Consider the following 25,233-nt stretch of genomic DNA (forward strand, 5'->3'; position numbering starts at 1 on the left):
TTTCGATCCGTTGGCTACGAGGTGCGTCCGGTGCAAGGGGCGGGGGCTCTGCGGAAGGCCGGTCTGTCCGATCCTGAGGAGCTTCCGGGTGGCATCGGAGCTTCCGAATTTGGGAACGACCCTCGAGGGGCCGTCGCCCCCAGAGGTCTTCGTCGGCAGGTTCGGCTACCCTCGGGTCTCCGCCGGCCCCCTCCTCCCGGCCCAGGGCGCAGGGCTGGAGGACGGGGTCGCCGCCCTCGCCTCAGCCCTCGTATCAGGATCCGGCTCCGGCTCCGCCTCCACTGCCGCCGCCACCGCCACCGGATCGGGCCCCGTCCCCAGGGCCCGCCCCCCTCTCTCCCCCTCCCTCTTCACCCGGCCGGCGGAGCTGGCGGAGATGGGGGTCGGCGATATCGTCGCCCTCCGGTCCTCGATGGTGAGGTCCTCCACCAGGGTCGAGGTCTGGGACGCGAAGAACCCAGGAAAGCTCCTGGAGATGGCCCAGGAGATCGCCATCTCCTCGACCCCCGTCGAGACGGAGGTGACCTTCGCAAAGCCGCCCCGAGGGCGGCTCCGATTCGACGGGTTCATGATGCCCTCGGGGCCGGTCGGGACCGTCGAGGAGATGGAGATCATCTCGAACCCGACGGTCCCCCGGAAGGTCGACGAGGTGGTGGGGGATACCGACCTCCTGGCCACCGCCGCCGTCGGCGAGCTCTTCGAGGCGGGGGTCGAGGTGGACGGGATCTCGCGGCTCCTCTCCCTGGGGCTCCTGGGAAAGAACAGAAAGCTCGTCCCCACGAGGTGGTCGATCACCGCCTCCGACGACATCGCAGGAAAGCATCTCGCCGCCGCCATCCAGGACGATCCGCCCGTAGGCGACTACCTCCTCTTCTCCGGCGAGAGGCTGGCAAATCACTTCGAGATCCTCCTCGCCCCGGGCTCCTTCACCTACGAGCTCATCGAGATCTGGCTCCCCCGGTCCGTCTGGTCCGGCGGCGAGGCGTGGATCGGCGCGGACCGGGAGGGGCCCGGCCCGAAGAAGGGTTATAGCGATCTTGCCGGAGGGTACTACGCCGCCCGCCTCGCCGTTTTAGAGCGGCTCGCCGATATGAGGCGGCAGTCTGCGATCCTCGCAGTCCGGGAGATCACCGAGGAGTACTGGGCGCCCCTGGGGGTCTGGGTCGTCCGGGAGGCGGCCCGGGCCGCCCTGGCGGGCGAGCCGCGGAGCTTCGAGACCCTGGAGGCGGCCCTGGCGGAGATGGCGACGCGCCTGCGGACGCCCGCGCGGGAGTGGCGGCCTCACTCGGAGCTGGCGCGAGGGGCGGGGCAGACGACGCTGGCAAGGTTCTTTTGAAGGTGTATGATGGATTATAATTCGGTGAGGAGCGCCTATGGAACGCGGAGATAATGAAACGAGGGATTTGATGTCTTCGGTCAAATTTAGGCGAGATTCGGTTCGATGTGTTGATGAAGGCGAATCCGAGGCCGAGGAGCTGGACAGGCTCGCCCGAGAAACGAGGGAGAAGGGCATTTCGTGGAAGAGCCACAAGGCAGAACTCGGATTATGAGATATGGTCGCACCTATAAATCTCTAGGAATATGTCCAGAAAATTTATATTAGATAAAATTATGTTATATTCATGGCCAATTTCAACTTTGCCGGATGGCAAAATGGAACTAATTGGTATAATATGGCAAAAACTCTAAAAAACTCAGCTGATATGATCCGTGAAGCTTACCTAGAAGCTTATACTCACTTAAATAAGAGAATCATGGAATCACTCAGTAACGGAGGAGTGCTTCACACGACTCACGAACATTTCTTTAATATTGATCAGTACCCCGTTTTTATGATGCTTATGGGATACTCAATGGAGAATATATTCAGAGGAATAGTTATCTGCGGGGAATGGTTAGATGATAGCGATTCTGTTGATGCAATTGTTGATTACGCTGCATTCAAAGCTCAGGTAAGGGGTGATATGAGTTCGAAAATAATTCTCAATAAGCATGGGCTTCGAAGACTCTTGGATGCAAAGCATATGGGGATAAAATTCAGCAAAGAAGAAAAAAGCATGATGGATGAACTCGATAAGTTTGTAAGATGGGGCGGTAGATACGCAGTTCCACTGGAGCACGATCCAAGCGATCCACACGGACTTCTAAAACTACAACCAATTGATGCACCTTATCCCTTTCAGGTTATCGATACTATGTACGTTAAATCGATGGAGGAATTAGAACGACTGTGTATATTGCAAGGGGAAAAAGTCTGATATAGAAGGAATATCGAGTCTTTTTTTCTGCCCTTGTAGCCGCGAGAACATGGGTCACCCATCAGGGAAGCATGTGAAGCCTATTAAATGCGAAATTTCTCTAACGCTCTTCTGACTAAACATTTTGGATAAAAACTTTTAAGATTATTTAGAACTAATGTATTTGCGTATTATCTCTGCTAGCGGTCTCAATCTCCAGATGGTTGGGTGATACAATCATTTAAACCTCAGCTCAGCCTCCAAAATTTCTCATTACAGGACCGTGATTTGGATCTTCTCATCCATTCCTTCGCTCCACGATCACCAAAAAGCGTATATCCGAGCGCCCCTATAATAATAACCTTGACCGATAAAATAGAGGTGACAGATTCGCATGAGAAAGAGAAGATACCCATCCATATTCGACGCCTTCGAGGGGCTCTTCAGAGGCTTTCCCTTCGAGGAGGAGAGAGAGGAGGGGATCTATCGAGACCCCTTCGAGGACCTGATCAGGAGGTTTCAGGAGGGGATCCCCGAGGACCTGAAGGAGCTGGTCCGGGAGGAGGAGACCCCCGGCGGGACGTCCCGTCGCTACGGCCCCTTCGTCTACGGCTTCAGCTACACCGCCGAGCCGGGCAAGGAGCCGACCTTCCGGGAGTTCGGAAACATCCGCCCCAGCCGCGGCGGGATCGAGCCTAGCTCTGGGCGGGAGCCCTTAGTCGACGTGATGGAGGATGGCGACCTCTACAAGATCTTCGCCGAGCTTCCCGGTGTGGAGAAGGAGAATATCAAGCTCGACTCGACGGAAAGGTCGGTCCGGATCGAGACGACCGGCGAGAAGAAGTTCGCGAAGACCATCGCCCTCGATGCCGAGGTCGACCCCGACAGCGCCAAAGCGTCCTACAAGAACGGGGTCCTCTCCATCGAGCTGGAGAAGAAGCTGAAGGCGGAGAAGGGGAAGGAGATCAAGATCGAGTAAATTTATCCCGGATCGATTTATCCCGGACGGATCCCAGTCGGATCCCCGTCGGATAATCTATCTCGGATAAGTTTATTTTTTAATGCGGGCGCGCCGGCGGTAGCCAGCAACGCCACAGGCCAGGTGCCCCAGAGACCTTCTCCTCCCCGCAAGTCTGCAAGCGACAGTTATCCGCGGTAGGTCTGCTCCCTTCCGGGCCTGAACCGGTCCCCGCAGTTGAGATGAACAGACCTGCCCTCCGGCAGGCCCGAACGTCAATGCTGTCCCCACAGGGCGGAGAATCACAGTCGGCAACTGGACTGTACCTGCAGCACCGCAGTCGTCCACCAGCTTCGTCCCCCGCATATCGGCGATCTCGGGTTACAGGTGACGCCGAGCCACCCGGACTAGCCCGCGGATATCAGAGTCTTCTGGTGGAACATAAACCTAACGCAAGATTTGACCCAAAATATGATCCCGGATCGGATCGAGGATCAAATTCGGGGTTTGGACGGGGATCTCTATAAGGACCTGAACGACGATTAAGGTGAGGAGGTGCGAGATGATGGAAGAGCTGATAGGCTTTGTGATGGGAAACAAGCAGAGGATCAAGGTTTTGGAGATCATCGAGTCGAAGGGGCCCCAGCCCGCGGATAAGGTCGCCAAGTTCGGCAGACTCACCGGACCCGTGGTGGGGAGGGCCCTGGAGGAGGTCGCCGGCAAGGGGCTTCTGAGGGAGAAGGGCGGGGTCTGGGAGTTCACCGACCTCGGGGTCGAGCTATCGAAAGAGCTGAAGAAGAGGGCGTGATCGGATGGACCTCGCCGAGGCGATAAAAAAGAGGCGGAGCATAAGAAAGTACCTCACCCGGAAGGTCGAGAACGACAAGCTCGACCGGGTCCTGGAGGCGGGACGGCTCGCCCCCTCCGCGAAGAACCTCCAGGAGTGGAGGTTCGTCGTCGTTCGGGACGAGGGGAGGCGGAAGCGGCTCGCCGAGGCGGCGAAGGGCCAGACCTTCGTCGGCGAGGCCCCGGTGGTGATCGCCGCCTGCGCCACCGTCACCGACTACGTCATGACCTGCGGCCAGCTCACCTACCCCATCGACCTCGCCATCGCCGTCGAGCATATGGTCCTCACGGCGGCGGCCGAGGGGCTGGGGACCTGCTGGATCGGGGCCTTCTACGAGGAGGAGGTTAAGAAGATCCTGAACATACCCCCAGAGGTGAGGGTGGTGGCGCTCCTGCCCTTGGGCTATCCGGACGAGTCCCCCCATCCGAGGCCCAGAAAGGAGATCGGCGAGATCGTCGCCTTCGAGAGCTGGGGATGAGGGGGCCGCCGGGAAGAGATGGCGCGAAGATCTCAGGTCCGAGGTAGGTATTCTGATGGTCGAGAAGGTGGTCAAGACCGACGAGGAGTGGAAGAATCTTCTCACTCGGGAGGAGTACATCGTCACCAGGAGGCGGGGGACCGAGCCCCCCTTCACCGGCAAGTACTACGACTTTAAGGGAAAGGGCATATACCGGTGTGTGGCCTGCGGAAATGACCTCTTCTCCTCAAAGGCGAAGTTCGACTCTGGCTCCGGCTGGCCGAGCTTCGTGGAGCCGATCTCCGAGGATGCCGTCGCGGAGCGGGAGGACGAGAGCTACGGGATGGTGAGGGTCGAGGTGATCTGCGCGCAGTGCGACTCCCACCTCGGCCACGTCTTCGAGGACGGGCCGCCCCCGACGGGGCTCAGGTACTGCATCAACTCGGCCGCCCTGAAGTTCGTCCCCGAGGAGGAGCTGGTTTCTGAGGGATGAGGAAAGAAGAGAGAGGCGTTTGAAGGCGGATTCGCTTGGCAGAGCACATGCTGGAGATGGCCGGGGCCCTGGTGAGGGTGAGGGACGGCGAGATCGAGGTCCTGACGGACCCGAAGGTCAGATGGTGTCCCTTGCGAAGCGGCCTCTATGGGCACGGGGTCGAGTCCCGCAAGACCGTCGAGTCGGTCCTGAGGGGCCACATGGTGGAGCTGGGGATGTACGGCCCCCATCGAGTCCTGGAGCTCTCGGATAGGCCCGTCAGCTTCGGAGCCTCGGAGATGATCGCCGACGCCATGAGATCGGGGCTCGTCGACGCGGCCGTCGTCGTCTGCGAGGGGGCGGGGACGGTCGTCGCCGCGAGGCCCGAGGTCGTGGCCGCCCTGGGCGCCCACATGACGGGCCTCATCAGAACCGAGCCGATCGAGGAGATCCAGGCGGGCCTTCGTGAGAGAGGGTGCATCCTCCTCGACGACCGGGGCAGCATCGATCAGGTGGAGGGTTACCGGAGGGCCCTTGCCGCAGGCTACCAGCGGATCGTCGTCACCATCACCGGGAAGAGGGCCTTCGAGGCCGGAGAGATCAGAAAGCTTTCTTCAGCCTCGGCTTGCGGGCAGGCGGGCGAGGGGCCGGTGATATTCGCGGTCCACAACCTCGACGTCGCCGAGGATCAGGCGGAGGTCCTGGCCGAGACCTGCGACGTCGTCTGGGGCTGCGCCTCGCGGGAGGTCCGGGAGGTCGTCGGAAAACGGGCGAAGCTTCAGATCGGGATCTCCATACCCGTCTACGCCCTCACCGATTCTGGGAAGAGGCTGGTCCTGAATCGGGCGCTCGCCTTCGACGAGAGCCTGGTGATGCACAGGGCGACCCTTCCTTACGGGCCGGAGGAGAAGCTGCCGGTCTACCAGGGATTGAGGGGTCCAAATAAGGGATGAGGAAGGGTCTCGGCGGGGGATGGGTCGAAGGCGGCTCCTACTCGATCCACTCCACCTTCAGGCCAACGTTGTCCACCTTCGTCGATATGGCGACGGAAAGCCCCATCGGCGCCAAAATCTCCGCCATCTCCATCTCCGACCGCTCGGTCACGACGGCGATCGAGGGGCCGACGGAGCTCATCCCGACGAACTCCAGCCCCGCCTCCCGAAGGCGGCTCATATGCTGGTAGATGAGAAAGCCGTGGTGCTCGACCTCGGCCCGTTTCGAGCCCCGAAACTCGATCTCCCAGATGACTTCCCCGATCTTCTTGAGGTCGCGGCGCTCCAGGGCGGGGATCAGGTCCATCAGGATGAAGTAGGCCTTCAGCTCCCGGTCCTGGTAGTCGAGGTTACGGGCCCGGTTCATCAGGAGGTCGAACTCCGCCCTCCCCGAGGAGGAGACGGTCGTCTCGGGGATGATGACGAAGACGTTCTTTCCTTCGGCGAAGGGGTGGTGGTAGGCAAGAGTCAGTTCGTCGCCCATCACCGCCATCCCGCCGTAGGTGACGGCGGCGGGGCCGACGCCGGTCTCGAAGCCCAGCGTCACGCGGCCGTCCTCCGTCTCCTCGACGTAGTTGTTACCGATGAGGAGGCGGATCTCGTCCTTCGTCAGGGGTCCCCCGAGGGCCTCGTTCATGGCGTTGGCAAGAGCCACTAAAACCGAGCCGGTGGACCCGAGGCCGACGTGCTTTTGGTCGTGGTCCCTCACCCTGATCAAAAAGCCGCCGCTGTAGCCGGTCGCCTCCTTGAAGACGGCGACGAAGTGGCGGACGATCGGCTCTCGCGAGTAGTCGATCTCGGTCTTTCCGGGCGTGCACTCCACCTCGGCGAAGCAGTAAATCTGTAGGGCGAATCCGACCCCTCCGCCGCCGGGCCTGTTGGGGGCGAAGCGGTTCATGTCCAGGACGGTGAGGTGGATCCTCCCCGGCGCCGTCACCCTCACCTTCCCCTCCCGGGGGGCGAGGGTCCGGCCACCGATCCCCAGGGCCTTGATCTTCTCGCCGGGGGTGAAGGGGCTGAACTCGTACTCCACCAGGTCCAGGTCCCCGCCCCGGATCTTCAGCTTGGGCATGTAAGGGGCCTCCAGCCTATTGTGATTATGATCATGATCGAGCTTCCGCTGGGCATATCCTCATAATGTTCGGTCAAAGTATATTCTCTTGGCGGGGATCGGGGAGCCTTCGGCCGGGGATGAAGGTGGCGGCGACGCGGACGGCGAGGTGGGTCAAGGTATTACAGAGAAGGTGATCGCGAGGATGAGGATCATCGAGGCGGGAAGGGCCGGGCAAGGCCGCTGCGCGAGGAAGATCAGGGCCGCTGCTGCGGCGGGGAATCGTGAGCGTTTGAGTGCGTCGGTGCAAGGTCTCTCGGATTCAAATCGATCTCTCCTCCAAACATGTACGATAACATAAAATTATGGGCGACAGTAAGCGGTTTTGGTTGAAAAGGATTTCGCTGTTTAGGCGGGCGTGTATATTAAAAATATAAATAGATACAATATTATGGGAGACGCTTCTTTGAACCTACCAAAACTTATTTCTGACAAGGCGAAATATCAACCTAAGCTTCAGCGTGTAAGGTGATGGGAGGTGTGTGCCATTTCGCAATTTAGTGGCGTTAAAATCGAAGAAGTTCGTATTCGTAACTTCCGTTCCCTCAAGGAAGTTGACGTCAAGCTAGATTGGCTGACCGTCATTATAGGAGAGAACAACGCAGGAAAGACGAGCTTTCTTGATGCACTTTTTGTGGCAATTGGAGCAGGAAGGCACAATATATCATCAGATGATATATTTTTGGCACAATCTGAGACAAAAGCTCCTAAAGAACGAGAAGTTATTATTGATTTGCTTATCCGACCAATCGATAAAGGTGGAAATATAATTGATATTTTTCCCGAAGGGTGCTATTGGATTGAACTATATGGAGAAGGTATATCACAAGATGATGATGGTAACGAATTTGTGGCTATTCGTACTCAAATGAGGTGGGATTCAACGGAAGGGGGGTATGAAGTTGAGCGAAAATTCTTGGCAGATTGGCAAGATCCTAATAGGTTAAATCTATCAAAAGTAAAAGGCAGTGTTTCCTCGTATCAAATAAAACCCTTAGCTCTCTATCTGTTGGATGCTAAACGTGATATAAAAGAGGAATTTCAGAGTCGAAATTCCTTTTGGTATAAATTAATATCCGATCTCGGTCTTGAAAATGGAAAAATAACTGAAATCGAGGCGGAGCTTGGCAGAATCAACGAAGGTATTATCTCTGGCAGTGGCGTCTTAGGTCACCTTCAAGAACATTTGAATGATTTATACAAAACGATAGGAGGTGATAGTGAAAGCGTCTCTATTACCCCTATTCCACGCCACCTAAGAGACCTTAGTAAGGGTGTAGATGTAAATTATTCAACTAAGGGTGCTCAGTCGTTTCCCCTTTCTAGACACGGTATGGGCACGAGAAGCCTTGCTGCAGTGCTAACCTTCAGGGCATATATGACTTGGAAGCAGCGAAATTCAAATGATAATATTCATCCAATGCTTGCGCTAGAAGAGCCTGAATCTCACCTTCACCCCCAGGCGCAACGAGCACTTTTCAGTCAAATAGAAGAAATACCTGGGCAACGAATTATCAGTACACACTCTCCATATATCGCGGGTCAGACGGATGTATCTAAATTCCGCCACTTCAGAAAAGTTGGTGAAAATACCATGGTAACTCAGATGGACACCTCAGAACTAGAGGCAGATGATATACATAAGATTGACCGAATGGTTATGAACACAAGAGGTGAAATTCTTTACGCAAACGCTCTTTTGCTATTCGAGGGAGAGCAGACTGAAGATCAAGCACTCCCCATCTTCGCGGAGAAATACTGGGGGCAGCATCCCAACGCGTTGGGTATTTCAATGGTTGGTGTTGGTGGTAATGGAAGATATCTCCCATTCCTTCGCCTTGCGCGTAGTTTCCAAATTCCCTGGTATATCTTTTCAGATGGTGAAAGTGAAACGATTACCAACGTTGATAAGGCACTAAGCAAAGCAGGCGAGCCTATCACTTCCACTCGCCGATTTACAATCCCCGATGGGAAAAATTTTGAGGAATACATATCTGTTCAAGAATACGAGGATGTTTTAATTGATGTTATATTATGTACCGAATCCAAAAATCCACATCATAAGGCTGCACTAAAAGCTAAATGGGAAGAAGAAACTAATCCTCTTCAAGAAATTTGTTCCACTCTCGAAAAGAATAAGACATTATACGGGAAGCAAATAGCTGACGCAATAACAGGGATGGAAGACGAGAAATTAAGATTCCCTCCCTTAATTAGATCCTTATTCGAAAAGATGTCAGATGACCTTGGTTTGGAAAAGAGAGGTTGAGTTCCTGTGAATATTCAACTTTCTGAAACACAACGTAAAATTGTCGAACATGGTGAAGGCCCTTTACTTGTGGTCGCTGGCCCGGGCTCTGGAAAGACGCGAGTTCTAACTGAACGTGTTCGAAGACTGTTAAATGAAGATACGGGTCATTTCCGTATATTGGCTTTGACCTTTACAAATAAAGCTGCAAATGAGATGAAAGAACGATTATCGGAGATCCCAAATATAGAGAAACGTGCTTTTATTGGCACACTCCACAGTTTTTGTATGGAAGTTTTGGCCAATAGAGGAAAACCAGTAGGAATCGATGAGCTGCCCAATATCTTTGAATCGTACCAGGATCGCAAACAAGTACTATTTCAAGCAGCTATGGCCAATCCATATCTACGGCATAAACTAAATATTATTTTGGATGCAAACACTCAAGACCGACTTCTAAACCGCTGGCTTGATATGATTTCTTCAGCAAAAAATAATCTATTTGTTCCTGAGATGATGGATAATGAAACTGATAGGCAAGTTTATGAGGCATATAACAACGGTCTTCGTGTGTCATATGCTATAGATTTTGACGACCTATTGTTGCTCACATATCGCTTATTCCAAGAGCGTCCAAAAATAGCAGATTTCTATCGGCGCCAATACCGTTACATTTGCATAGACGAGGGACAAGATCTAAACGAAGCACAGTACCAAGTTATCAGTGCTCTTTGCGGTTTAGAACATCGAAATGTAATGATAGTAGGAGACAAAAAACAGGCTATTTTTGTTTGGAATGGAGCAAATCCAAAATATCTCGATCAATTTGAACGCGATTTTGGTGCGAAAAAGATCTTTATGAACGATAACTTCCGATCTTCACAGGTTGTCGTCAATGCGGCAAAATCCTTAGTTTCAGAGTACGAAGTTGAAGGGCAACTTCCAATTGCAGGGTCAATTGAGTTAATGGAGGGAATAGATGAGCAACATGAAGCACGTCTTGTCCTCGATTATATTCAAAATCTCCTTAATGAAGGACATCGGGATGTAGAGGGTCCCATAACTTTAGAACGCTGTGCATTACTGGGCAGAAATAGGTATGTTTTATCTGCGGTTGAAGACGAATTAAATAAACGCCATTGGCCCTACTACAAACAACTTTCAGCACAACAAGAAAGCGAATCGAGCCTCATTCAGGATTTTGAACTTTGTTTGCGTCTACTGGCAAATCCCCGTGATCGCTTACACTTTAGTATGTTAATTGCGCGTTGGGATATGCGCGAAGATGCCTCCGATTTCGGCCAACATGTCAGTGATGGATTGCGCCTGTTGTCTGCCTTAAAGAGACGAACGTCTGATAATGATCGATTAGCTGTAATTTTGGCACTAGAATCGATGGACTGGACGGAAGAAAATTTCAAGTTTAAAAACGCTATGGAGTATTTATATGATTATTCTGAGACTAAAGAAAGCCAAGAAGAACGTGCTTTGATAATAGAAGATATAAGAACTTGGCAAAAACATTGGAATTACTATCTTCGTTCGCAACCTGGCGGATATCACACGCTTACATCTTTTTTAGGACAAGTTGCACTGGGGACAACGCAGCAGCCACGGCAAGAAGGATTAGCCTTGCTGACGGTTCATTCAGCTAAGGGCCTAGAATTCGATGTGGTTGTGGTGATGGGTATGGCCGAGGGGACATTTCCTGATTATCGTGCTAGAGATGGTCCAGCGCTGGAAGAGGAGATGAGAGACGCTTTTGTAGCAGTTACACGTTCAAAGCGCTTGCTTGCATTTTCCTATCCTAGGACTAAATTAATGCCTTGGGGCAGCGAACGGAAACAAAGGCCCTCAAGATATTTGTCAATAATTGGCCTTATCAAACCTGATAATCCAAGAGGGCCAAACCCAGGGAAAATTGTATGATATCATGCTGGCTCAGCCGCCAATCGGATCGAGACGTTGGGGTAGGTTCAAGAAACCCCTAGCTTTTTCTGCCTATTTTCGAAGGGGCTCAATTTGATCGAGGGAACGACAAATCCGGGATTGCTGTAGATTCGTCTCACAATTGGATATAATTCCCCAAAATCTCTCACCGCTCCACCCGCCCCGCGTCCTCGAACCCCTCCCGCTGGCCCGTCCCCGCCTCCCGGGTGAGCCTTTCGGGGTAGTAGAGGAGCTTGATGGCGTTCTCGGCGTGCTCCCGGGTCCGCCGCTCGGCGAGGGAAGCGAGTTCTTTTTCGGATTCGGCCTCGTCCTCGTGGACGAAGACCTCGAGGATGTGGGTGTTCGTCATAAGCTGGGCCATGATCAGGCCCGTCGAGGCCTCGTGGGCGCAGGTCTTGTCTATGGGCTTTGGCCCCGGCATCCCCAGGGCCATCACCAGCTCGCAGCCCCGCTCCTCGATCAGGATTTTCGCGGCTACCGGGAGGTCCTTGACCCCAGGGACGGTATAGCGGACGATCTCGGCGGAGCAGCCCCGCTTCAGCTCCTTGATGGCGGCCCTGGCCATATCGTACCGGGCGAAGTTGGTGTCGGCGATCCCGATCTTCATGTCTGGAGGATGGATCTTCGGGGGTTTAAGGCTTATCGGAGGCTCTCTTGGCGGTGAAGGGTGGAAGGGAAAGAGGGGTCGGGGGTCAGGGGTGGAGCGCCCTTCAGTCGCAGATCCGGCAGCCGAGGCCGCGGGGATCGGTCTCCGCCTCGGCCCTGGCCCTGGACCTTCCCCCCTCCCCCAGGTGGAGGAGCTGGTCTCGCGACCCGTACCGGTAGACGGTGATCCCTTTGCAGCCGAGGTCGTAGGCGAGGGCGAAGATATTGAGGACATTCTCGACCGTCGCCTCCGGCGGGAGGTTGACGGTCTTGGAGACGCCGTTGTCGGTGAACCTCTGGAAGGCCGCCTGGATCTTGACGTGCTGGGCCGGCGCGACCTCCATCGCCGTTACGAATAATTCTTTGAGGTCGTCGGGGACGCCTTCGGCGCCATCCAGGGTCCCCTGCGCCGCGACGGTGCGGATCAGGCCATCGCCGAGGCCCCTATCTTTCGCCATCCGCTCGAAGAGGGGATTCATTGCCACCATCTCTTCGCCCAGGAGGTCCCGGGAGTAGGATAGGCCGAATAAGGGCTCGATCCCGGGGCTCGTTCCGGCGATGAGGCTGATCGACCCCGTCGGCGCGATCGTCGTGACGGTGGCGTTCCTCATGGCGTCCCAGTCGAGGCTGCTCTCCTCCAGGAGGGGGAAGGAGCCGCGCTCCTCCCCGAGGAGGCGAGACTCGTCCCTGGCGGCGGCGGCGATGAATTTCATCGCCTCCTCCGCCATCCCGACCGCCTCCTTTGAGGCGTAGCTGATCCCAAGCTCGATGAGCATCTCGGCAAAGCCCATCACCCCTAGGCCTATCTTCCTGCTCTTCAGGGTCTCCTCCCGGATCCGCCGGAGGGGGAAGCGGTTCACCTCCAGGACGTCGTCCAAAAAGCGGATGGCGAGGCGGGCCGTTCCTTCGAGGCCGTCCCAGTCGACCTCGCCCCTTCCGGCGAAGCGGGAGAGGTTGACCGAGCCGAGGTTGCAGGACTCGTAGGGGAGGAGCGGCTGCTCGCCGCAGGGGTTTGTAGCCTCGATCGTCCCGGGGAGGGGGTGGGCGTCGTTGATCCTGTCGAGGAAGAGGACCCCGGGGTCGCCCCGCCGCCAGGCGCTGGCGGCCACCTCCTGCAGGAGGCCGGCGGCTTCGATCTTCTCTGCCACCTGGCCGGTCCGGGGGTTTATGAGGTCTAACTTCCTCCCCGACCGGGCCCTCCTCATCTGATCGTCGGTGATCCCGACGGAGAGGTTGAAGTTCTGAAGCCTCCCCGCCCTCTCCTTGGCGCGGACGAAATCGAGGATGTCGGGGTGGTCTGCCCGGAGGACCGCCATGTTCGCCCCGCGCCTGCGGCCCCCCTGCTTTATCACCTCGGTGGCGGCGTCGAAGACCTCCATGAAGGAGACGGGGCCGCTGGCGACGCCCCCGGTCGCCCGGACGGGGTCGCCCTTCGGCCGCAGGCGCGAGAAGGAGAATCCCGTCCCCCCGCCGCTCTGGTGGATCTTCGCCATCTCCTTCAGGGCGCCGAAGATCCCGTCCATGGAGTCCTCCACCGGGAGGACGAAGCAGGCCGAGAGCTGCCCCAGGGAGAGGCCGGCGTTCATCAGGGTCGGAGAGTTGGGGAGGAAGAGCCCGCCGGCCATGAGGTCCCGAAACCTCGCCGCCATGGCGGAGGCATCTCCGCCGAACCTCCCCTCGGCCCGGGCGACGGTCCGGGCGACCCGGCTGAACATCTCCTCGGCCGTCTCGGCGACGTCCCCGGAGACGTCCCGCCGCAGGTACCTCTTCCGGAGAAGCTCCGGGGCGAAGGGGCCGAGGGCCGGTCTGGGAGTGGGCTCCTTCCCGGGCCGGGGATGGGGCGGAAGGCCCCGGCCCTTACAGCTCCGGCGTCCCTCCTCCCCTCCCCGGCATCCGGCCGTCTCTCTCCCCACCTCGACCCCCCCTCTCCTCGCGCCCTTTTCCGTCCTCCCCGTCTTTCCTCTCTTCTCCGCCATCTCCTTGCCGCCTCCGTTACCAGGCTTCTCCAGAAGCGATATAAACTCCGATCTTACCATATATACCTGAAGATCGGAGATGAAGTCCTGGAGGTTTTACCATCAAGATAGCCATCACTGGAAAGGGGGGCGTCGGGAAGACCACCCTCGCCGGAACCCTCGCCCGGCTCTTCGCCCGGGACGGGTACAACGTCATCGCGATAGACGCAGACCCCGACATGAACCTCGCCTCCGCCCTGGGGGTCGCCAAGAACCCGCGGCCCATCACCGACTACAAGGAGATGGTCCAGGAGAGGGCGAGCGCCGAGTTCGGGATGTTCAAGCTCAACCCCAAAGTAGACGACGTCATCGAGAAGTGCGGCTGCGTCGGCCCCGACGGGGTGAAGCTGGCGGTGATGGGGACGATCGACACCGGCGGAAGCGGCTGCATGTGCCCCGAGACCGCCTTCCTCCGGGCCCTCCTCCGGCACGTCATCCTGCGGGAGAAGGACCTGGTGATCCTGGACATGGAGGCGGGGATCGAGCACCTCGGCCGCGGGACGACCAGGGGGGTCGACGTCATGATCGCCGTCGTCGAGCCGGGGCTCCGCTCCGTCGAGACCCTGGAGAGGATCAAGAGGCTCGCCAAGGACCTGGGGATCGAGAGGGTGATGGCCGTCATCAACAAGGCCCCCGAGGAGCAGGCGAAGATAAGAGAGAAGCTGGCGGAGATGAACGTCCCCGTCCTGGGGATGATCCCCTTCGACAGAAGCCTGATGGACGCGGACCTCGCCGGAATGTCGCCCCTGGACGTCGGCGGACCCGGCATAGAGGCGATTAAGGAGATCAAGGGGAAGCTGGAGGAGCTCTTCGGCTCGATGGCCAAGGAGGCGGCGGAGAAGGGCGGGAGGGCCTTGTAGGCCGCCTCGGAGCTTCTCATCTTTCCTCCACCTCCCTTTAAGTCGGCAATGCTGGGAGAAGCATCGACCCCGGCAAAAGCCTCGGCATGACCAGATATCCCCTCGTTGAAATCTTTGATGATCGCCGTCCCAACTTTGTACTTCTATGAGCACCGCTATCCAGGTCGATGAGGGGGTTAAAAAGAGGCTCCGGCTCTTCGGTCGCGAGGGAGAGTCCTGCGTTGAGATCCTAAATCGGCGGATGGACTCCCTCGAGGAGCTGGGCGTCGAGGCGATCGTCGAGGCTAGATGGTTGAAGCTCTGCGGGAGATGGGGGCGCAGATCCCGCTAGAAGATTGACGCAAGTGGAGGGGTGGTGAAGATCGGCAAAGGGTTGAGTGGGAGGGATCTAGAAATCTGATCCCTCTTCCTATCTGGAATATCGGCCCCTCGCACCCAAATAACGCTTTCTATCTTTCTCCGCTCTACTTCAGCTCCATATCTCCGAGCCGGAGCCCCTCGTCGACGATCTCGCCGACGACCTTGCCGTCGGTCATTTTGAGGACCGCGTCCACGTCGTCCTCTGAGAGGACGAAGACCCAGCCCATCCCCATGTTGAAGGTCCGGTACATCTCGTCCTCGGCAACGCCCCCCTCCTCCTGGAGGAACCGGAATATCGGCTGGGGCTCGATGGGGTCATCGATCTCAAAGCCGAAGCCGCTGATCCGGTGGAGCTTCAATAGGCCGCTCCCCGTTATGTGGGCCATCCCGTGGACATCGGCCTTCTGGATGACCGCCAGAGCCTCCATGTAGATCCTCGTCGGCTCCAGGAGGAGCTCGCCGATCGTCTTCTCCGAGCCGGGCATCCTGTCGAAGTAGGTGTAGCTCGACTCCTCGACGATCTTCCGCGCCAGGGAGAAGCCGTTGCTGTGAAGGCCGCTGCTCGGAAGCCCCACTACGACGTCCTCCTTTTCTATCTTCTCGCCGGTGACGACGTCCTCTTTTTTGATCATCCCGATGGCGGTTCCCGCGAGGTCGAAGCCCCGGATGATCTCGGGCAGGGAGGCGGTCTCGCCCCCCACGATGCTGACGTTCGCGATCTTTGCCCCCCGCTCCAAACCGACGGCTATTTGGGCCGTCATCTCGGGATCGACTCTTTCCAGGGCCAGGTAGTCGACGAAGGCGAGGGGCTCGGCGCCGATGGCGAGGAGGTCGTTGACGTTCATCGCCATGCAGTCGATCCCGACGGTGTCCCATTTCCTCATGGCGCTTGCGATCAGGACCTTGCTTCCGACGCCATCGGTGGTCATGGCGATGGCGTACTCGCCCATGTCGATGAGGCCGGCGTAGTGGCCGATATCGGTGATGGGGGCGCCGATCCCCTTCCTCCGGCCGGTCATCACCCTCTTCATGGCGGAGATCGCCCTCTCCTCCTCCCGGATGTCGACGCCCGAATCGGCGTAGGTGAGCCTTTTCATCTCCTCACCTCTTATCTCTTCGCCCCGCTCTCAAGGCCGAACTCCCGGTGGAGCTCCTGGACCGCCCTCTCCGCCTCGCCGATGCTGACGACGAAGGAGATGTTGTGCTCGCTCGACCCCTGGCTGATCATCAGGACGTTGATCTTCGATCGGCCCATGGCGCCGAAGACCCTGCCGGCGACCCCCGGGGTCCCCACCATCCCGGCCCCGACGACGGCGATCACCGCCACGTCCTTGTTGTGGGAGACCTCCCGGACTATCGTCGTCGGAAACTCCGCCCTGAGGGCTATCTCCGCGGCCTCAACCTGGGGCTCGTCGACGACGACCGAGATGTTCGCCTCGCTCGACCCCTGGCTGATCATGACGATGTTCACCCCGGCGTTGGCGAGGGCCGAGAAGGCCCGGGCGGCTATCCCAGGGGTCCCGATCATCCCGGCCCCGGATATGGTGAGGAGGGCGACCTTCTTCGATAGGGTGACGGCCTTGATGACGTCCTCCCTGGCCATCCCCTCCTTGACGATCAGGGTCCCCGGGTCCTGGGGGTCGAAGGTGCACTTGACCCGGACGGGGATGCCGTTTCTGATCGCCGGCTCAATGGCCCGGGGGTGGAGGACCTTAGCCCCGAAGTAGGACATCTCCATCGCCTCTCTATACGATATTACGGGGATGTTCTTCGCCTCGGAGACGATCTTCGGGTCGGTGGTCAGAACGCCGGTGGTGTCCTTCCAGAACCAGATCTCGTCCGCCCCGATCGCCGCCCCGATCAGCGACGCCGAGAAGTCCGAGCCGCCCCGGCCCAAGGTGGTGATGTTACCCCTCTCGTCCTCGCCGATGAACCCCGTCACCACCGGGACGCCATCGATGGGGGTGAGCCTCGAGGAGAGGAGGTCGTAGCTCTTCTCCAGGGGCTTTGCATTCCCGTAATCGCTGTTGGTGATTACCCCCGCCTCCCCCCCGGAGTAGTACCTCGATTTGAGCCCCAGGTCCCGGAGGACCCCCGAGAGGATGGGGGCGGCGAGCCTCTCGCCGAAGCTCGAGATCCTGTCGATGGACCGGGGGGAGAGCTCCCCCAGGTAGCAGATCCCTATGTAGGCCTTCTCCAGCTCGCCCAGCCTCTGGGTGATGATCTCCTTCAGCTCCTTTGCGATATCGGGATCCAGGACCGCATCCATCAGGGCCTGGACGTGCCTCTTGCTCAGCCTGTCGACGAAGGTCGCAATATCCTCGACCTTTCCGCCTTCAGCTGAGGTTCTGGCGCACTGGAGGAGGTCGTCGGTGACACCCCCCAACGCCGAGGTGACGACGACGATCTCGTTCTCTCCGCTCAGGCTCTTCACCAGCTCTCCGACGTTCCGCAGCTTCGCCCCGTCGGCCACCGAGGATCCGCCAAACTTCATTACCAAGCGTGCCATCTTGAAAACCCTGTGAAGGTCCCACCTCACCGATATAAGCTTTACTGGACTTTTTATAATTGGCATTTTATAATCTAATTCCCGCCGCTCTTCCGCCCTCTATATCTTCTCCTCCCGACGCTGGATGGGGCCCCAAACGCCATCCCGTGGCGAAAAATCGATGGTAGCGGCCCTCTGACCCCCGTCGTCCATGGCCGAAGGCTTATATAGGTGTACGAAAATGGAACCGAGACTCCAAGATTCTGAGCTTTATCTCAAATTTCGCGAGGCTTGATATGGGCAAGAGGAAGAAGATAGCAGAACGCGTGACGTCGCTGATGGACAAGCCAGAGATGATCCGAAACATCGGCATAGTTGCGCATATCGATCACGGCAAGACCACCTTATCCGACAATCTGCTGGCAGGATCGGGCATGATATCGATGGAGCTCGCCGGCAAGCAGCTATTCATGGACTTCGACGAGCTGGAGCAGGCCCGGGGGATCACCATCGATGCCGCCAACGTCTCGATGGTCCACGAGTACCAGGGCAAAGAGTACCTCATCAACATGATCGACACTCCAGGCCACGTCGACTTCGGCGGCGACGTCACCAGGGCGATGCGGGCCGTCGACGGAGCCGTCGTCGTCGTCGACGCCGTGGAGGGGGCGATGCCCCAGACGGAGACGGTCCTGAGGCAGGCCCTCAAAGAGAACGTCCACCCCGTCCTCTTCGTCAACAAGGTCGATCGGCTCCTCAACGAGCTGAAGGTGGACAAGCAGGAGATGCAGCTCCGCCTCGGAAAATTGATCGACAACATAAACAAGCTCATTCGCGGGATGAACGAGGAGAAGTACAAGGCAGGCTGGAGGGTCGACGCCTCCGCGGGGAGCGTCGCCTTCGGGTCCGCCCTCTACAACTGGGCGATCAGCGTCCCCCAGATGAAGAGCACCGGGATCGGCTTCGGCGAGGTCTACGACTACTGCCAGGTTGGAGACATGAAGACCCTCGCCCAGAAGTGTCCTCTCTACCTGGCCGTCAACGACATGGTCATCCGCTTCCTCCCAAGCCCCCTCAAGGCCCAGAAGGAGCGGGTCGGGGTGATCTGGCACGGGGACAAGACCAGCAAGCTATACAAGTCGATGGAGGGCTGCGATCCCCACGGCCCCATCGCCTTCATGGTAACCGACATCTCCGTCGACCCCCATGCTGGGGAGGTCGCCACCGGCAGGCTCTTCTCCGGGACCCTTGAGCGGGGGATGGAGCTCTTCATATCCGGCGTCGCCAAGTCGAACAGGGTCCAGCAGACGGGGATATTCATGGGCGCCGACCGGGTCGAGGTGGAGAAGATCCCCGCCGGGAACATAGCCGCGGTAACCGGCCTCCGGGACGCCTACGTCGGCTCCACCGTATCCTCGAACAAGGAGGCGACCCCCTTCGAGGACATAAAACACGTCAGCGAGCCGGTGGTCACCGTCGCCGTGGAGGCGAAGAACACCCGGGACCTCCCGAAGCTCGTCGAGGTTCTCCGGCAGGTCGCGAAGGAGGATCCGACCCTCAACATCACCATCAACGAGGAGACGGGCGAGCACCTAATGGCGGGGATGGGCGAGCTCCACCTGGAGATCGTCGCCTACAGAATCCAGAGGGACAAGGGCGTCGAGATCACCACCTCGCCGCCGATCGTAGTCTATCGGGAGTCGATAACCGGCAAGACCACCGGTCCCGTCGAGGGGAAGTCCCCCAACCACCACAACCGCTTCTACATCGAGATCGAGCCCCTGGAGCCCGAGGTGGTCGATGCGATCAAGGCCGGGGAGTTCTCCATGAAGATGGAGGAGCTGGAGCGGAGGAACATCCTGATCAGCAAGGGGATGGATAAGGAGGAGGCCCGGAACATCTCCGGCGTCTTCGAGACGAACGTCTTCATCAACATGACCAAGGGCGTCCAGTACCTCAAAGAGACTATGGAGCTGATGCTGGAGGGGTTCATGGAGGCGACGAAGAACGGCCCCATCTGCCGCGAGCCGGTCCAGGGCGTAAAGGCTAAGCTGATGGATATCAAGCTCCACGAGGACGCCATCCACCGAGGGCCCGCCCAGGTAATCCCCGCCGTAAGGCAGGCGGTCCAGGCCGGGATCCTGATGGCAAACCCCGCCATCCTGGAGCCCTTCCAGAACGTCTTTATACAGGTTCCACAGGAGCAGATGGGCGGCGCCATGTCGGAGATCCAGGGCCGAAGAGGCATGATCCTCAGCATGGAGACCGAGGGCGACATGATCATAATCAAGGCGAAGGCGCCGGTCTCGGAGCTCTTCGGGTTTGCGGGAGCGATCCGGGGGGCCACCGAGGGCAGATCCCTCTGGAGCACGGAGTTCGCCGGCTTCGAGCCGATACCCCCAGCGGCGATGCTGGAGACCGTCCGTCAGATCCGGGGGCGCAAGGGTTTAAAGACCGAGATGCCTAAGCCCAGCGACTACCTGAAGGCCTGAGGCCTTCTCTGAAAAGATTTAAACGGAAGAGACGTAAATACGGAGCTAAAAGTTAACCGGAGGAGATAAAGATGGCAGCACAGAAGCCACACATGAACCTGGCGTTCATCGGGCACGTCGACCACGGGAAGTCCACTCTCGTCGGGAGGCTGATGTTCGAGGCCGGCGCCGTTTCTCCACACATCGTCGAGCAGTACAAGAAAGAGGCCGAGGCCAAGGGTAAGGGGAGCTTCGAGTTCGCCTGGGTCATGGACAGCCTCAAGGAGGAGCGAGAGCGGGGCGTCACCATCGACATCGGCCACCAGAGGTTCGACACCGACAAGTACTACTTCACCATCGTCGACTGTCCCGGCCACAGAGACTTCATCAAGAATATGATCACCGGCGCTAGCCAGGCCGACTCTGCGGTCCTGGTGATCGCGGCCCCCGACGGGGTGATGGCCCAGACCAGGGAGCACGTCTTCCTCGCGAGGACCCTGGGGATCAACCAGCTGATCATCGCCATCAACAAGATGGACGCCGCCAAGTACAGCGAGGCGAGGTTCAAAGAGGTGAAGGAGGAGGTCGGAAAGCTCCTGCAGATGGTCGGATATAAGGTCGCAGAGATCCCCTTCATCCCCGTATCCGCCTTCGTCGGCGACAACGTCATCGCTCGCGGCGACAACCTCACCTGGTACAGCGGCCCCACCCTTCTGGAGTCGCTGAACAACCTGAAGGAGCCCGAGAAGCCGACGAAACTGCCCCTCAGGCTTCCCGTCCAGGACGTCTACACCATCTCCGGCGTAGGCACCGTCCCCGTCGGCAGGGTCGAGACCGGTATCATCAAGAAGGGCGACAAGATCATCTTCGAGCCCGCCAACGTCACCGGCGAGGTGAAGACGATCGAGATGCACCACGAAGAGGCCGAAGAGGCCCTCCCGGGCGACAACATCGGCTGGAACGTGAGGGGCATCGGGAAGAAGGACATCAAGAGGGGCGACGTCTGCGGACACGTCGACTCGCCGCCGACGGTGGCCAAGGAGTTCACCGCCCAGATCGTGGTCCTCCAGCACCCGAGCGCCATCTCCGCGGGATACACCCCCGTCTTCCACTGCCACACCGCCCAGATCGCCTGTACCCTCACCGAGATCAAGGCCAAGCTCGACCCCAGGACCGGGGCGGTGAAGGAGCAGAACCCCGCCTTCATCAAAGCCGGGGATGCCGCCATCGTCACCGTGATGCCGACGAAGCCGATGGTGATCGAGAAGGTCAAGGAGATCCCGCAGCTGGGCAGGTTCGCCATCAGGGATATGGGCCAGACGATCGCAGCGGGGATGTGCATGAACATCACCCCCCGCTAACTCAAATTTTTCTGGTGTTTGAGTTATGCAGAAGGCAAGAATTCGGCTATCTGGGACCGACCCCCGCTCCCTGGACGAGATCTGCAGCCAGGTGAGGGGGATCGCTCAGAGGACGGGCGTCCACATGGCGGGACCAATACCCCTGCCCACCAAGAGGATGGTAGTCCCCACGAGGAAGAGCCCCGACGGGGAGGGGACCGCCACCTGGGATCACTGGGAGATGCGGGTCCACAAGCGGATGATCGACCTGGACGCCGACGAGCGGGCGCTCCGCCAGCTGATGCGGATCCAGGTTCCCAAGAACGTCAACATCGAGATAGTGCTGGAATCCTAGCTGGACTCGTAGTATAGTCTGGATAACACGGAGGCCTCCGGAGCCTCAGTCCCGGGTTCAAATCCCGGCGAGTCCGCTACGACCTTTTTTGTTTTTCTCTTCTCCCATATCCGATCCTCGCGTCTTCTCTTTCGGGCCGCCGTTGCAGCCATTGGGGGCCCCAGTCCCTTCAGGGCCCGTCTGCCCAGGGTCTAGGCCACCGGCAAAAGGTTCATAGCCTTCCAGGATTTCATCATCGTCGAGAGGCGTGGGATTGCGATGATTACAGGAGAAGATGTGGATCACATAAGCTGGCTTGCCAGCATAAAGGTATCCGAGGTTGAGAGAGAGGGCTTCGTCGCCTCCTTCAACTCCGTCCTCGACTACTTCCATCAGCTCGATGAGCTCGACACCGAGGATGTGGAGCCGACCTACCGGGTCGTCGACCTCACCAACGTCTTCCGGGAGGACGTGGTGGGAGAGTCCCTCTCCTCGGAGGAGGCGCTCTCGAACGCTCCGCGGACGGAGAACGGCTACTTCAAGAGCCCCAGGATCGTGTGATCGCTATGCTGAGGATGCTGAAGGAGAGGCTTGAGGCAGGAGCTTCGGCCGAAGAGGAGGTATCGGCCCTCTTTTCGAAGATCAATAAGAGCAGGCTCAACGCCTACAACGTCTTATCCGAAGAGGCGGCCCTGGAGAGGGCCCGGGAGTATGATAGGAGCCCGTGGGGGGGGCTTCTGGCCGGGGTCCCCATAGCCATCAAAAGCTCCATCTCGACGAAGGGGATAGAGACGAACTGCTCCTCGCGGATCCTCACCGGCTACATCCCCCCCTACGACGCTACCGTCATTGAGAGGCTGAAGGAGGAGGGGGCGATCATCATCGGGAAGACGAACATGGACGAGTTCGCCATGGGCACCTCCACCGAGACGAGCTGCTTCGGCCCGACGAAGAACCCCTGGGACGCCGACCGGGTCCCCGGGGGCTCCTCCGGCGGTTCCGCTGCGGCCGTGGCCGCGGGGGAGGCGCCGTGCGCCCTCGGCTCCGACACCGGCGGATCGATCCGGTGTCCCGCCTCCTTCTGCGGGATCGTCGGCCTCAAGCCCACCTACGGCCTCGTCTCTCGGTACGGCCTCGTATCTTACGCCAACAGCCTGGAGCAGATCGGCCCCCTCACCCTGAGCGTCGAGGATGCGGCCCTGGTTTTGGACGTCATAGCCGGCCACGACCCCCGGGACTCGACCTCTGCGAGGTCGGAGGGCGGGTACTTCGCGAGGATCGAGGGAGGGGTCGATGGGCTGACTCTGGGGGTCCCCCAGGAGTACTTCGGCGAAGGCGTCGACCCATTGGTCGAGAAGGCGGTCTGGGACGCCATCTCCAAGCTGGAGGGGCTGGGGGCGTCGTGGAAGAAGGTCTCCCTCCCCCACACCAGGTACGCCCTGGCCGCCTATTACATCATCGCCATGAGCGAGGCATCTTCAAACCTGGCCCGGTTCGACGGCCTCCGTTACGGCCTCCGGCTCGGGGCAGACCAGGACTGGCACACCACCTTCTCTGATATCAGAGCCGCAGGCTTCGGCCCCGAGGTGAAGAGGAGGATCCTCCTTGGGACCTACGCCCTCTCCGCCGGCTACTACGGCCGGTACTACCTCAAGGCCCTCAAGGTGAGGACCCTCATCAAGCAGGACTTCGAGAGGGCCCTCTCGGCCGGCGGCGCCGACCTTCTCGTGACGCCCACCATGCCCTTCCCCGCCTTCAGGATCGGAGAGAGGATCGAGGACCCGCTATCGCTATACATGGCCGACGTCTTCACCGTCCCCATCAACCTGGCCGGAGTTCCCGCCATCTCCGTCCCTTGCGGCTTCGCCGACGGCCTGCCCATTGGCCTTCAGATCATCGGCCGCCACTTCGACGAGGCCGCCGTCCTCCGGGCCGCCAAGGCCTACGAGGGCGCGACGCCTTATCACGAGGCTGTGCCGAAGGAGGTGGTATAGGATGGCCGAAAAGGACGTCATCATCGGCCTGGAGGTCCACGTCCAGCTGAACAAATTGAACTCGAAGCTCTTCTGCGGCTGCTCCACCGACTATCACGACTCGCCGCCGAACACCCACACCTGCCCCGTCTGTCTGGGGCTCCCGGGGACCCTCCCTGTCGTCAACAAGCGGGCGGTCGAGTACGCCATCCGGGTCGCCCTCGCCCTCAACTGCGCGATCCAGGGGGAGACACTCTTCTACCGTAAGAACTACTACTACCCCGACCTCCCCAAGGCCTTCCAGATCACCCAGTACGACTTCCCCCTCGGCCTGGGCGGCTCGATCCTCATCAAGGGGGAGGATGGCGAGGAGAGGAGGATCAGGATCACCAGGGTCCACATGGAGGAGGACCCTGGCCGGCTCGTCCACGCCGGGACCATCGACCGGGCGAAGTACTCGATGGTCGACTACAACCGGTGCGGCATGGCCCTCCTGGAGGTGGTGACGGAGCCGGACCTCCGGTCCCCCAAGGAGGCGAGGTCCTTCCTCGATAAGCTCCGGAACATTTTGGAGTACTTGGACGTCTTCGACGGGAACCTCGAGGGGGCTATGAGGATCGACTCGAACATCTCCCTCGTCGGAGGCGAACGGGCCGAGGTGAAGAACATATCGAGCCACAAGGGGGTTGAGAAGGCCCTCGCCTACGAGATCACCAGGCAGAGGTCCGCCCGGAGGAGGGGGGTCGCCCAGGTCCAGGAGACCCGCCACTACGACGAACTCCGGGGGATCACCGTCACCATCAGGACGAAGGAGGAGGCCCACGACTACCGCTACTTCCCCGAGCCCGACCTCGTTCCCATGAGGATCGCCGACTGGGTCCCCCGGGTGGAGGCAAAGCTTCCAGAGCTCCCCGACGCCAAGAGGGAGAGGTTCGTCGCGGAATACGGCATAGCCGACGATCACGCGAAATCTCTCACCTCCGAGATCCGGGTCGCAAACTTCTATGAGGTGGTGGCAGAAAGGGCGCCCCCGAGGCTCGCCGCGGCCTGGATCGCCGACGTCCTGAAGGGGGAGCTGAACTACCGGGACGTCACCATCGAGAGGTTCAGCCCCGATCAGATGGTCGTTATCCTCGATTTGATCGAGGGGGGGAAGATCACGGAGAAGGGGGCCGTCGAGGTGATCCGGACGATCCTGGACGGTCCGGGAGAGACCACTGAGGCGGATCCGGCCGCCATCGTGGCGACGAAGGGGCTTTCCAGGGTCGAGGACGACGCCGTTATGGCGGCGGTCCGGGCTGCCGTCGAAGAGTCGTCCCAGGCGGTCGCCGACTACAGGGCAGGAAACGAGAAGGCGATAAACTTCATCGTCGGCGTGGTGATGAAGAAGACCCGGGGGAGGGCGGATCCGGGGGAGGCGAACCGGCTCGTCAGGGAGGCCCTCGAAGGAGCCGGGAGGGCTTAGGGGGGAACTC

Annotated in this window: 23 protein-coding genes, 1 tRNA gene and 1 other RNA gene; 19 read left to right on the forward strand and 6 right to left on the reverse strand. The window is 59.0% G+C overall.

Going from position 1 to position 25,233, the window contains the following annotated elements:
* The first annotated feature begins 10 nt into the window (after window positions 1–10).
* The 4 genes from MHAR_RS13575 to hsp20 all read left to right on the forward strand — a co-directional run bounded on the left by MHAR_RS13575 (window position 11) and on the right by hsp20 (window position 3,216).
* Window positions 11–1,336 (forward strand): Nre family DNA repair protein, encoded by a 1,326-nt coding sequence (locus MHAR_RS13575; RefSeq protein WP_081472240.1) that lies wholly within the window; start codon window positions 11–13, stop codon window positions 1,334–1,336.
* 37 nt (window positions 1,337–1,373) lie between these two features.
* Window positions 1,374–1,550: a hypothetical protein gene (locus MHAR_RS13580; protein ID WP_014585858.1), complete on the forward strand. Its 177-nt coding sequence runs from the start codon at window positions 1,374–1,376 to the stop codon at window positions 1,548–1,550.
* Window positions 1,551–1,622: 72 nt separating this feature from the next.
* A complete protein-coding gene (locus MHAR_RS01460) occupies window positions 1,623–2,258 on the forward strand; it encodes a hypothetical protein (RefSeq protein WP_143763225.1) in 636 nt (211 codons plus the stop codon).
* Window positions 2,259–2,631: 373 nt separating this feature from the next.
* The gene (hsp20, locus tag MHAR_RS01465) at window positions 2,632–3,216 is read left to right on the forward strand and encodes an archaeal heat shock protein Hsp20 (RefSeq protein WP_014585859.1); all 585 of its coding nucleotides are present in this window, start codon (window positions 2,632–2,634) and stop codon (window positions 3,214–3,216) included.
* A gap of 82 nt (window positions 3,217–3,298) precedes the next feature.
* On the opposite strand, the gene ffs is transcribed toward hsp20, so the two are convergent.
* An RNA gene (gene ffs, locus MHAR_RS12765) (signal recognition particle sRNA) lies at window positions 3,299–3,613 on the reverse strand.
* A gap of 144 nt (window positions 3,614–3,757) precedes the next feature.
* Here ffs and MHAR_RS01470 point away from each other — a divergent pair.
* From MHAR_RS01470 to MHAR_RS01485, 4 genes are read left to right on the forward strand one after another with little or no spacing between them, the layout of a single operon-like run.
* Window positions 3,758–4,003, forward strand: a complete 246-nt coding sequence (locus MHAR_RS01470; RefSeq protein ID WP_014585860.1) for a hypothetical protein — start codon at window positions 3,758–3,760, stop codon at window positions 4,001–4,003.
* Window positions 4,004–4,007: 4 nt separating this feature from the next.
* Window positions 4,008–4,520, forward strand: coding sequence for a nitroreductase family protein (locus tag MHAR_RS01475; RefSeq protein WP_014585861.1), 513 nt, complete (start codon window positions 4,008–4,010; stop codon window positions 4,518–4,520).
* A gap of 55 nt (window positions 4,521–4,575) precedes the next feature.
* Window positions 4,576–4,992, forward strand: coding sequence for a peptide-methionine (R)-S-oxide reductase MsrB (gene msrB / locus MHAR_RS01480; protein WP_014585862.1), 417 nt, complete (start codon window positions 4,576–4,578; stop codon window positions 4,990–4,992).
* A 35-nt stretch (window positions 4,993–5,027) separates the two neighbouring features.
* Window positions 5,028–5,924 carry a DUF2099 family protein gene (locus MHAR_RS01485; RefSeq protein WP_014585863.1) on the forward strand — a complete coding sequence of 299 codons (897 nt, stop codon included), beginning with the start codon at window positions 5,028–5,030 and terminating at the stop codon, window positions 5,922–5,924.
* A 37-nt stretch (window positions 5,925–5,961) separates the two neighbouring features.
* Here MHAR_RS01485 and MHAR_RS01490 read toward each other — a convergent pair whose 3' ends face one another.
* Window positions 5,962–7,035, reverse strand: a complete 1,074-nt coding sequence (locus MHAR_RS01490) for a GHMP family kinase ATP-binding protein (RefSeq protein ID WP_014585864.1) — start codon at window positions 7,033–7,035, stop codon at window positions 5,962–5,964.
* A 517-nt stretch (window positions 7,036–7,552) separates the two neighbouring features.
* On the opposite strand from MHAR_RS01490, the gene MHAR_RS12770 reads away from it, so the two are divergent.
* On the forward strand, window positions 7,553–9,343 hold the full coding sequence (locus tag MHAR_RS12770) for an ATP-dependent nuclease (protein WP_014585865.1): 1,791 nt from the start codon (window positions 7,553–7,555) through the stop codon (window positions 9,341–9,343).
* A 6-nt stretch (window positions 9,344–9,349) separates the two neighbouring features.
* On the forward strand, window positions 9,350–11,251 hold the full coding sequence (locus tag MHAR_RS12775; protein WP_014585866.1) for an ATP-dependent helicase: 1,902 nt from the start codon (window positions 9,350–9,352) through the stop codon (window positions 11,249–11,251).
* Window positions 11,252–11,417: 166 nt separating this feature from the next.
* Here the strand turns inward: MHAR_RS12775 and ribC are convergent, their stop codons facing one another.
* Window positions 11,418–11,879 (reverse strand): riboflavin synthase, encoded by a 462-nt coding sequence (gene ribC / locus MHAR_RS01505; protein WP_014585867.1) that lies wholly within the window; start codon window positions 11,877–11,879, stop codon window positions 11,418–11,420.
* A 103-nt stretch (window positions 11,880–11,982) separates the two neighbouring features.
* Window positions 11,983–13,893: an adenosylcobalamin-dependent ribonucleoside-diphosphate reductase gene (locus tag MHAR_RS01510; RefSeq protein WP_228369589.1), complete on the reverse strand. Its 1,911-nt coding sequence runs from the start codon at window positions 13,891–13,893 to the stop codon at window positions 11,983–11,985.
* Window positions 13,894–13,994: 101 nt separating this feature from the next.
* Between MHAR_RS01510 and MHAR_RS01515 the strand changes: the two genes are divergently transcribed.
* Window positions 13,995–14,792 carry an ATP-binding protein gene (locus tag MHAR_RS01515; protein ID WP_081472241.1) on the forward strand — a complete coding sequence of 266 codons (798 nt, stop codon included), beginning with the start codon at window positions 13,995–13,997 and terminating at the stop codon, window positions 14,790–14,792.
* A gap of 145 nt (window positions 14,793–14,937) precedes the next feature.
* Complete coding sequence (locus tag MHAR_RS01520; protein WP_014585870.1) at window positions 14,938–15,123, forward strand: hypothetical protein; 186 nt, start codon at window positions 14,938–14,940, stop codon at window positions 15,121–15,123.
* Window positions 15,124–15,256: 133 nt separating this feature from the next.
* Here the strand turns inward: MHAR_RS01520 and purM are convergent, their stop codons facing one another.
* A complete protein-coding gene (gene purM / locus MHAR_RS01525; protein WP_014585871.1) occupies window positions 15,257–16,249 on the reverse strand; it encodes a phosphoribosylformylglycinamidine cyclo-ligase in 993 nt (330 codons plus the stop codon).
* Between the two features lie 11 nt (window positions 16,250–16,260).
* Entirely contained in the window at window positions 16,261–17,661 is a 1,401-nt protein-coding gene (locus tag MHAR_RS01530; RefSeq protein WP_048144234.1) for an aspartate kinase, read from the reverse strand.
* Window positions 17,662–17,936: 275 nt separating this feature from the next.
* Here MHAR_RS01530 and MHAR_RS01535 point away from each other — a divergent pair, with 275 nt between their 5' ends.
* From MHAR_RS01535 to gatB, 7 genes are all read left to right on the forward strand, one after another.
* Entirely contained in the window at window positions 17,937–20,132 is a 2,196-nt protein-coding gene (locus tag MHAR_RS01535; RefSeq protein ID WP_014585873.1) for an elongation factor EF-2, read from the forward strand.
* 71 nt (window positions 20,133–20,203) lie between these two features.
* A complete protein-coding gene (tuf, locus tag MHAR_RS01540) occupies window positions 20,204–21,472 on the forward strand; it encodes a translation elongation factor EF-1 subunit alpha (RefSeq protein WP_014585874.1) in 1,269 nt (422 codons plus the stop codon).
* A 25-nt stretch (window positions 21,473–21,497) separates the two neighbouring features.
* Window positions 21,498–21,806: a 30S ribosomal protein S10 gene (gene rpsJ / locus MHAR_RS01545; RefSeq protein WP_014585875.1), complete on the forward strand. Its 309-nt coding sequence runs from the start codon at window positions 21,498–21,500 to the stop codon at window positions 21,804–21,806.
* A 2-nt stretch (window positions 21,807–21,808) separates the two neighbouring features.
* Window positions 21,809–21,882: transfer RNA gene (locus MHAR_RS01550), tRNA-Arg, on the forward strand.
* A gap of 182 nt (window positions 21,883–22,064) precedes the next feature.
* Window positions 22,065–22,346, forward strand: a complete 282-nt coding sequence (gatC, locus tag MHAR_RS01555; protein WP_014585876.1) for an Asp-tRNA(Asn)/Glu-tRNA(Gln) amidotransferase subunit GatC — start codon at window positions 22,065–22,067, stop codon at window positions 22,344–22,346.
* Between the two features lie 5 nt (window positions 22,347–22,351).
* Window positions 22,352–23,779 carry an Asp-tRNA(Asn)/Glu-tRNA(Gln) amidotransferase subunit GatA gene (gatA, locus tag MHAR_RS01560; RefSeq protein ID WP_014585877.1) on the forward strand — a complete coding sequence of 476 codons (1,428 nt, stop codon included), beginning with the start codon at window positions 22,352–22,354 and terminating at the stop codon, window positions 23,777–23,779.
* A gap of 1 nt (window position 23,780) precedes the next feature.
* Complete coding sequence (gatB, locus tag MHAR_RS01565) at window positions 23,781–25,223, forward strand: Asp-tRNA(Asn)/Glu-tRNA(Gln) amidotransferase subunit GatB (RefSeq protein WP_014585878.1); 1,443 nt, start codon at window positions 23,781–23,783, stop codon at window positions 25,221–25,223.
* Window positions 25,224–25,233: the final 10 nt, after the last annotated feature.

The sequence above is a fragment of the Methanothrix harundinacea 6Ac genome (assembly GCF_000235565.1).
GTDB classification, from domain to species: Archaea; Halobacteriota; Methanosarcinia; order Methanotrichales; family Methanotrichaceae; genus Methanocrinis; species Methanocrinis harundinaceus.